The sequence below is a fragment of the Streptomyces boluensis genome, assembly GCF_009908195.1.
GTDB classification, from domain to species: domain Bacteria; phylum Actinomycetota; class Actinomycetes; order Streptomycetales; family Streptomycetaceae; genus Streptomyces; species Streptomyces boluensis.
Map to the genome: position 1 here is coordinate 1 of NZ_JAAAHS010000377.1, position 7,467 is coordinate 7,467.

Here is a 7,467-nt window from a genome sequence, read left to right on the forward strand (position 1 = left end):
CCTTTCTCGCGAGGTTCCGCCATGCCCACCCCACCGCCCCTGCTGCACTGGTTCCTGCCCACGGGCGGCGACGGACGCGACCCCGGTGGGGTCACCGCCGTGCAGGCCAGGACCGGGTCCGCGACCCGGCGTCCCGCCGATATCGGCTATCTCGCGCAGGTCGCAAGGGCCGCCGAACACGCCGGATTCACCTCGCTGTTGACGCCGGTCGGGCTCGGCTGTGTCGACCCGTGGATCGTCACGTCGGCGCTCGCGCAGGTGACGGAGCGGATCGGGTTCCTGGTGGCGTTCCGTACCGGCTTCGCCAGCCCGACCCTGCTCGCCCAACAGGCCGACGCCTTCCGCAGGTTCAGCGGCGGCAGGCTGCGGCTCAACGTCGTCACTGGTGGTGATCCGGCCGAACAGCGGGCCTACGGCGACCACTTGGCGCACGACGAGCGGTACCGCCGTACCGACGAGGTGATGGCCACGCTCCGGGCCCTGCTGCACGGAGAGCGGGTCGACCACCGGGGCGAGCACATCCGTCTGGACGGCGCGCAGTTGACGGATCCCGCCACCGAGTACCCCGTACCGCTCTACTTCGGTGGTGCCTCGCCCGCGGCGGAGGAGGTGGCGGCGCGGCGGGCGGACGTGCAGTTGCTGTGGGGCGAGCCGCCAGCCGCGATCGCCGAGCGGATCGCGCGGCTGCGGTCCCGGAATCCCGCGCTGGGCTTCGGAGTTCGGCTGCATGTGATCAGCCGCGACACCGCCGGCGAGGCGTGGTCCGAGGCCGACCGCATCCTGCGCGGACTCGACCCGGAGGCGGTGCGCGCGAGCCAGGAGCGGTTCGCGCGGATGGACTCCACCGGGCAGGCCCGGATGGCGGCGCTGCACGGCGGCTCCGCCGAACGGCTCACCGTGGCGCCCAACCTGTGGGCCGGGATCGGGCTCGTCCGTGAGGGCGCGGGCACCGCGCTCGTGGGTTCGCACGACGAGGTCGCGGCGCGCCTGAACGAGTACCGGGCGCTCGGCGTCGACGAGTTCGTGCTCTCCGGGTACCCGCATCTGGAGGAGGCGTTCCGGGTCGGCGAGGAGGTGGCGCCACGGCTGCGCGCCCTGGTCGAGGCGGCCGACTCCGAAGATCCCGCCACCTCCGAAGGCCCCGCAGCCTCCGAAGGCCCCGCCGCGGTGTCCGCTCCGAGCCGTCCCGGCGGTGCCCGATGAGCCTGACGCAGGCCGCGCGCAGGACGACGGAACCGGCGCGCAAGCCCCCGGAGAGGTCCGCGAGCTCGACCCCCGCCGGGCCGTCCGGCACCAACTCCCGGCTGCTCGCGCTGCGTTGGCTCGCCCTGCGCGCCGTCGCACTCGTGGTGCTGCTCGCGGTGTGGCACCTGGTCGTCGTCGCCGAGGTGTGGCCGCGCGTGCTCGTGCCGTCGCCCGGCGACGTGTGGCACGCCTTCGTCCAGGCGTCAACGACACACGACGGTGTACGTGGCTACAGCGGCCATCTGCTGATCGAGCACCTCGGCGTGAGCCTGCGCAGGATCGGTGTCGGTACCGGGTACGCGGTGCTCGTCGGGGTGCCGCTCGGCCTGGTGATCGGTGTCGTCAAGCCCGTCGCGGTGGTGCTCGAACCGGCCGTCACGTTCCTGCGGACGCTGCCGCCGCTGGCGTATCTGTCGCTGCTCGTCATCTGGTTCGGCATCGACGAGTCGCCGAAGATCTGGCTGCTCGTCATCGCCGCGCTGCCGCCCGTCGCCGCCGCCACGGCCGCCGCCGTGCGCACCGTGCCGGGCGATCTGGTGGAGGCCGCGCGCAGCCTGGGCGGCGGGCCGTTGACGCTGCTGCTCGCGGTGCGGCTCCCGGCCGCGCTGCCGGAGATCCTCACCGGCATCCGGATCGCCGTGGGCGTCGCCTACACCTCCGTGGTGGCCGCCGAGACGATCAACGGGGTGCCGGGGATCGGCGGCATGATCCGCGACGCCCAGCGCTACAACCAGACCGACCTCGTCATCGCGGGCATCATCGCCATCGGCATCTCGGGCATCGCCCTGGACGCGGCGCTACGGGGCGTCGAACGGGCCGCCGTCCCCTGGCGCGGCCGCACCTGAGACCAGCCCCCTTCCCTCTCAACTCCCCCTCAACTCGCCCTCTCCTCAACCCTGTTCGGAGTACGTCATGACCGTGGCCTCGCGCCGCACCGTCCTGTTCGCCCTTGGCACCGCCGCCGCCCTCACCCTCACCGCCTGCGGTACGGGCGCGGGTGACTCCTCGGGGTCCGGCGGCAAGGTCCAGGTGCGCATCGCCTACCAGTCGATACCCAACGCCGACCTGGTGGTGAAGAACCAGCGGCTCCTGGAGAAGGCCCTGCCGGACGCCGACGTGAAGTGGGTGAAGTTCGACTCGGGCGCCGACGTGAACACGGCCGTCATCGGCGGCGCCGTCGACCTGGGCCTCGCCGGGTCGAGCCCGGTCACCAAGGGCCTGTCCGAGCCGCTGAACATCCCGTACAAGGTCGTGTGGATCCATGACCTGATCGGGGACAACGAAGCCCTCGTCGCCAAGAAGGGCATCGCGTCCGTGAAGCAGCTGAAGGGCAAGAAGGTCGCGACGCCCTTCGGCTCGACGGCGCACTACTCGCTGCTCGCCGCGCTCGAGTCGGCGGGCCTGAAGCCGGCCGATGTGCGGCTCGTCGACCTCCAGCCGCAGGACGTGTTCTCGGCCTGGCAGCGCGGCGACATCGACGCCGCGTACGTATGGACGCCGACCCTCGACGACCTGGCGAAGGACGGCAAGGTGCTCACCACCAGCCGCGCGCTCGCGGACGCGGGCAAGCCCACCGCCGATCTGGGCGTGGTCACCGACGCCTTCGCGAAGGAGCACCCGGAGATCGTCAAGGCCTGGCTGCGCGCCCAGGACCGTGCGGTGCGCCTCACCGAGTCCGACCCCGGCAAGGCCGCGACCGCCATCGGCGCGGAGCTCAACATCAGCCCGGCCCTGGCCGAGAAGCAGCTCTCCCAACTGGTGCTGCTCACCGCCGAGGAGCAGCAGGACCCGGCGTACCTCGGCACACCGGGCAAGCCGGGGGCGCTCGCCTCGCACCTGTACGACGCGGCCGGGTTCCTCAAGGACCAGAAGGCCGTCGACGCGGTGCCGTCGCGGGACACGTTCCGCTCCGCCCTCGCCGTACGGGAGCTCGCCGATGCCACGAAGTGACACGGCCACGGAGGACCGGCGGCAGCCCGTGATCGCCCTGGACGCGGTGACCGTGCGGTACGGCACGAAGCGTGCACCGGTCACCGCCGTACGGGATGTCCAACTGACCGTGGCCGAGGGCGAGTTCGTGGTCCTGGTCGGCCCGTCCGGCTGCGGCAAGACCACGTTGCTCCGTACGGTCGCCGGGTTCGAGCGGGTCGCGGCCGGGACCGTCGACGTACGGGAACGGGTCGGTGTCGTCTTCCAGCAGCCGCGACTCTTCCCGTGGCGGACGGTCGGCGGGAACATCGCGTTCGCCCTCGCCCGCCGTGGCGTGCCGCGCCCGGAACGCGCAGCACGCGTCGCGGAGCTCCTGGAGCGGGTCGGCCTGCCGGGCACGGCCGGGCGCCGGGTCTGGGAGCTCTCCGGCGGCCAGCAGCAGCGCGTCGCCATCGCCCGCGCCCTGGCGACGGAGCCGCGGGTGCTGCTGATGGACGAGCCGTTCGCCGCGCTCGACGCGCTCACCCGCGAACGTCTGCAGGAAGAGGTACGTGCCCTCGCGGCCGCCTCCGGCACCACGGTGCTGTTCGTCACGCACTCCGCGGAGGAGGCGGTGCTGCTCGGCTCCCGGGTCCTCGTGATGGCCGCAGAGCCGGGCCGGATCGTGGCGGAACTCCCCGTCGACCTGCCCCGCGAACCGCCCCTCGCCGGGCACGGCCTGCGCGGCACACCGGAGTTCGCGGCCCTCCGGCAACGGCTGACGGAGACGATGCGGGGGGTGCCGGAGGAGGTGTCCGAGGGGGTGGAAGCGGCCCCGGTGCCCTGACGCCGGCGGCCACCGCCCGGCCCCCGGACCACGCCCCGGCGATCAGTACGATGGGCCGTTCCGGAACCGGGCGGCGGTTGTGGCAGAGAGGAGAGGGCCATGGTGCGCGACGGGCGCGATGGACCCGAATCGCGTCGGCGGCGCGGGCAGGGCGAGTTGGAGGGGCAGGTGCTCGCGGCGCTGCGCGCGGCGGACGGCCCCGTGAACGCGGGCTGGGTGCAGGAGCGGCTCGGCTCGGACCTGGCGTACACCACCGTCATGACGATCCTCACCCGGCTGCTCGCCAAGGGCTCCGTGACCCGGCGGCGCGAGGGCCGGTCCTTCCTCTGGGAGCCGGCCGCCGACGAGGCGGGCCTCGCCGCGCTGCGGATGCGCAAGGTCCTGGACGGTGAGACGGACCGCGAGGCGGTCCTCGCGAGCTTCGTCACCACGCTCGACCCGGACGACGAACAGCTGCTGCGCGGCCTCCTCGGTGAGGCCGCCGACGAGCCCGAGGACTGACCGCCCGTGGGCGTCTTCGTCTTCCTGCCGTTGGTGCTGCCGCTGACCGCCTGGCCGATCGCACGCCTCGCCGAGCAGCATCTGCATCCGCGTACCGCGTCCCGGCTGCTCACCGTGGTGGCCGGGGTGATGGCGCTGTGCAGCACGCTCTGCCTGGGGCTCCTGATGGTGGTCGGCACCGCGCAGTTGCCCGGCAACCCGCTGCCCGACGGCTGGTCGGACCCCGAGGTCCGCGCGGCCGTCCCGTACGACGAGGTGGCCGGGCGGGTCGCGATCCCGGCGCTGCTCGCGGTGTTCGTGGCCTGCGGCCGCCTCGCGTGGCGGCACCGTACGGTCCGGCGGAACGCGCACCGGGCGCTCGCCGACCGGCCCGCGTCCCCGGTGGTGGTGCTGCCCGACGACGAGCCGTACGCGTACGCGCTGCCCGGCGCGCGCGGCCGGATCGTGGCCACCACGGGTCTACTCTCCCGGCTCCAACCACGGGAGCGGCGGGCCCTGTTCGCGCACGAGCGGGCTCATCTCACGGCCCGGCACCACCGGTTCCTGCTCGTGGTGCAGCTGGCGGCGCGCGCCAATCCGTTCCTGCGGCCGCTGCGTACGGCGGTGGTCTACACGGCCGAGCGGTGGGCGGACGAGGACGCGGCGCGGGTGGTGGGCAGCCGCCGGACGGTGGCCCGTGCGATCGGCCGGGCGGCGCTCGTGTCCCGGCACGCGCCGTCACCTGCGTTCGCCGCGTTCGCCGCGCCGGGACCCGTACCGCGCCGGGTCGCGGCGCTGCTCTCCCCGGCGCCGGTGGCCCGGGTGTGGCCCCCGGCCGGTACGGCGGTGGGGCTCGCCGCGTGGGGCGCTGCCGTGGGTACGGCGGTCTCGGCGATGTCGTCCGCGAACTCGGCGGTCACGATGGTGCTGATCCTGCACGCGGCGACGCCGCTGTAGGCACTCAGGGGTTGGTCCGGGTCAGCACCCTGGTCGTACTGCCGTCGTCCTCGGTGATGTCCCGTACGTGTTCGAAGCCGGTCTTCTTCAGGAGGGCGAGGGAGGCCGTGTTCGGGGCGGCCACGGTGGCGTGCACCTCGGTGCGGCCGAGGGTGTCGAAGCCGTACGCGACGAGCGCCTCGGCCAGTTCGCGGCCCAGGCCGCGGCCCCAGAGGCCGGGGGTCAGGGCGTAGATGATCTCGTGGCCGTCGACGATGTCGGTGTGCTTGATCTCGGCGTGCCCGACCAGCTGTCCGTCCTGGCGGACGGCCCACACGTCGAAGAGACCGCGCGCGTAGACCTTCGTGAAGATCCGCCCGAACAGGGCCCGGTCGTCCGCGGCGGTCGAAGGTCCGTCGCCCATCCAGCGCGACACCCGGGTGTCCTGGAACAGCGCGACGAAGGCGTCCTCGTCCTCGGGTGTGTACGGGGTGAGCAGCAGGTGTTCGGTGTGCAGGGTCTCGGTCACGAGCGGCGAAGCTACCCAGCGGCCGGTGGCGCGGCAAGCGACTTTCGGTGCGCGGCGGCCCGGGTGCGCGGCGCGTGGGCCGCGCACCCGGGCCGTACGCGGATGGGTCAGAGGTCGAACTCGTGCGGGGGCAGGTCCAGGGCGTAGCAGGCATCGCGTACGACCTGGCGCTCGTCCTTGTCGAAGTCGCCGTCGGCGCCGCCGATGACGATGCCGATCTGGACGACGGCGCGCGCTTCGGCGGGCTTCTTCTTCGCCTTGGCGACCTCCTGGAGGACGCTGACCTTGCCGAAGTCGAAGTCGGCGGCGAGCTTGTCGCAGTTGGCCTCGAAGCGGCGCCGCAGGTCGTCGGCGGGGAAGTTCGCCAAAACGTCGTTGGTGGCGATGAGTTGGGCGACCTTGCGGCGCTCGGACGGGTCGATGGTGCCGTCGGCGGCGGCGACCAGGGCACACATCGCCATGCTCGCGTCCCGGAAGGCGCCGCTTTTCAAGTCGTTCTTCTTGGCGTTGAGTTGGGTCTGCATCGTCGATGCGGACTCCTTGACGCGGTCCCACAGGGCCATGACTGGACTCCGTACGGTGTCGGGGGTGCACTCGGGGCGGGGCGGACCACACCCCGAGTTATTTCTACAGCACTGTAGAACTTAGCAGGGCCCCGGCCGCGTTCACTTACCGATGCGGCGGCGCAGCTCGTCGAGGCGCGCACGGGTGTCGGGCAGGCCGAGGGACCACAACTGGGCGTCGGTCTCCTCCGCGAGCACGTCGTCGTGGCCGCGACCGTCACCGGCGGTGCGCAGGGTCTGCTTGGTGCGGCGTACGAGTGCGGGGTCGACACCGCGGGCGCCCGCCGCCAACTCACGTGCCGTATCGAGGAGTTCGGCATCCGGCACGCAGCGCAGGGCGAGGCCCGCCGCCACGGCCGCCGCGCCGTCGAGCCGCTCACCGAACAGCACCATCGCGGCGGCGGTCTGCGGGCCGACGAGCCGGTGCAGCATCCAGGTGTGACCGCCGCCCGGGTGCAGGCCGATCTTCAGGAAGCGGGTGTCGAACCAGGCGGAGGCCCCGGCGATCCGTACGTCACAGGCGAGCGCGAGGTTGAGTCCGGCGCCGACGGCCGGGCCGTTGACGGCGGCCACGGTCGGCAGCGGGGAGCGGGCCACCCGCAGGAAACCGTCGTAGACGCGCCGCACCCCGGTGTCGTCACCGTCGGCGGCGGCGAGCAGATCCGCCAGGTCGGCCCCCGCGCAGAACGCGCTGCCCGCGCCGGTGAGGACGACCGCGGTGACCGTGGGATCGGCCTCGAGCGCGTCGAAGGCGGCGGCGATCCGGTCGACGAGGGCCCCGGAGATGATGTTGCGACGCCCGGGATCGTTCAGGGTGAGCACGGCGGTGCCCTGGTCCACGGTCACGTCGAGGAGTTCACTCATGGCGCGGGGTGCCCTTTCGTGGGGGGCGCGTCGGTGCGTGCCGGCGCCCTGGAGGTGCGGTCGAGGTCGCCACGATGCCACGCGGGGGCGGGGCG

9 protein-coding genes are annotated in these 7,467 nt (G+C 73.2%); 6 read left to right on the forward strand and 3 right to left on the reverse strand.

From position 1 onward, the window contains the following. Positions 1 to 21: 21 nt before the first annotated feature. From GUY60_RS31260 to GUY60_RS31285, 6 genes are all read left to right on the forward strand, one after another. Complete coding sequence (locus tag GUY60_RS31260) at positions 22 to 1,203, forward strand: LLM class flavin-dependent oxidoreductase (RefSeq protein ID WP_161703946.1); 1,182 nt, start codon at positions 22 to 24, stop codon at positions 1,201 to 1,203. After that, positions 1,200 to 2,090 (forward strand): ABC transporter permease, encoded by an 891-nt coding sequence (locus tag GUY60_RS31265; RefSeq protein WP_161703947.1) that lies wholly within the window; start codon positions 1,200 to 1,202, stop codon positions 2,088 to 2,090. Before GUY60_RS31260 ends, GUY60_RS31265 begins: the two co-directional genes overlap by 4 nt. Positions 2,091 to 2,157: 67 nt before the next feature. After that, the gene (locus tag GUY60_RS31270) at positions 2,158 to 3,195 is read left to right on the forward strand and encodes a taurine ABC transporter substrate-binding protein (protein ID WP_161703949.1); all 1,038 of its coding nucleotides are present in this window, start codon (positions 2,158 to 2,160) and stop codon (positions 3,193 to 3,195) included. Continuing rightward, positions 3,182 to 4,000, forward strand: coding sequence for an ABC transporter ATP-binding protein (locus GUY60_RS31275; protein ID WP_161703951.1), 819 nt, complete (start codon positions 3,182 to 3,184; stop codon positions 3,998 to 4,000). Before GUY60_RS31270 ends, GUY60_RS31275 begins: the two co-directional genes overlap by 14 nt. Positions 4,001 to 4,099: 99 nt before the next feature. Then, positions 4,100 to 4,501, forward strand: coding sequence for a BlaI/MecI/CopY family transcriptional regulator (locus GUY60_RS31280; protein WP_161703953.1), 402 nt, complete (start codon positions 4,100 to 4,102; stop codon positions 4,499 to 4,501). Positions 4,502 to 4,507: 6 nt separating this feature from the next. Then, positions 4,508 to 5,437: a M56 family metallopeptidase gene (locus GUY60_RS31285; protein WP_161703955.1), complete on the forward strand. Its 930-nt coding sequence runs from the start codon at positions 4,508 to 4,510 to the stop codon at positions 5,435 to 5,437. A 4-nt stretch (positions 5,438 to 5,441) separates the two neighbouring features. On the opposite strand, the gene GUY60_RS31290 is transcribed toward GUY60_RS31285, so the two are convergent. From GUY60_RS31290 to GUY60_RS31300, 3 genes are all read right to left on the reverse strand, one after another. Further along, positions 5,442 to 5,945: a GNAT family N-acetyltransferase gene (locus GUY60_RS31290; RefSeq protein ID WP_161703956.1), complete on the reverse strand. Its 504-nt coding sequence runs from the start codon at positions 5,943 to 5,945 to the stop codon at positions 5,442 to 5,444. Between the two features lie 107 nt (positions 5,946 to 6,052). Continuing rightward, on the reverse strand, positions 6,053 to 6,508 hold the full coding sequence (locus tag GUY60_RS31295; protein ID WP_161703958.1) for a tellurite resistance TerB family protein: 456 nt from the start codon (positions 6,506 to 6,508) through the stop codon (positions 6,053 to 6,055). 102 nt (positions 6,509 to 6,610) lie between these two features. Further along, complete coding sequence (locus GUY60_RS31300; protein WP_161703960.1) at positions 6,611 to 7,372, reverse strand: enoyl-CoA hydratase; 762 nt, start codon at positions 7,370 to 7,372, stop codon at positions 6,611 to 6,613. Positions 7,373 to 7,467: the final 95 nt, after the last annotated feature.